General features: G+C 58.0%; 1 protein-coding gene. It reads right to left on the bottom strand.

Annotation, left to right across the window (positions count from 1 at the left end):
- Positions 1–360: 360 nt before the first annotated feature.
- Positions 361–828, bottom strand: a 468-nt coding sequence (locus tag EXE42_RS18815) for a hypothetical protein (protein WP_158293748.1), incomplete at its 5' end; no start/stop codon positions are given.

The raw sequence follows: 828 nt of genomic DNA, 5'->3' as shown, positions 1-828 counted from the left end.
TGACATCGGACTATTCCTCTTACAGTATAGTAACTGTAAAAATAGGTTCTACCCTTTTAGCAATCCGTTTTCGACAACCCTCTACCAACGCTCACGTTGTGGGGTGGGTCGTTGGAGGGGTTGTCGTGGAAGGGCAAGTAGTCAACTGCGAGAATAACCTGTGAGTTTCACTCACGGGCAACAGCCGCAGTCGGGGACTCCCCCCTTCCTCCTCTCTCATTGTATAGTATCACGTATGACCTATATAAAGGGGGGTCTGAAACGCCTGATTTCAGGGGGCTGTGTGAGAGTGTCTCATGGAATATTCTGAAATCCGACGGCTATCCTCGCGGGCCTTAAAAGGGGAATCGGGGCAGTTCGTCAGTTGTCGGTGCGACTGTACCACGTCCGAAAGTCCGAAACACGCGCTTGGGTCACGTCGAGGTCGCGTTTGAGCACTTCGTAGTTCTCCACGAGCTGTGGATTGTCCGTCGACGGCCCACGGAGCCTGATGGACTTCGCGGTGTGAGGGCCGTGGGTGGGCTGGTTCGCCGCGATCGTCAACGCCCCGAGGCAGGTGGTTTCCAGCCCGAAGTTGCGACGCACCCCCGTGGGCGTTGCTTGGACAATCGCGATGGCCTCGCGGACCTCCGTGTTGGTCAGGCCAATCTGGTCGCCCCACGCCTCGATGTCGCGGTGAAGGTCTGTCTCACGACGGGGCGACTCCATGTCCTCGTCGCTGTTGGAGTCCTGCTCGCGGTTGAACTGATTCAGCGTCGCGGCAGCGTCAGATTGCGCGGGGATCTTCTCGTCGGTGTAGGTGGCGTTGGGCGTGTAGTCGAATCGCCC

The organism is Halorubrum sp. SP3, from assembly GCF_005435195.1.
Taxonomy (GTDB): domain Archaea; phylum Halobacteriota; class Halobacteria; order Halobacteriales; family Haloferacaceae; genus Halorubrum; species Halorubrum sodomense.
The sequence above is the reverse complement of the archived record's forward strand: the minus strand, read 5'-3'. Positions and strand labels throughout refer to the sequence as shown.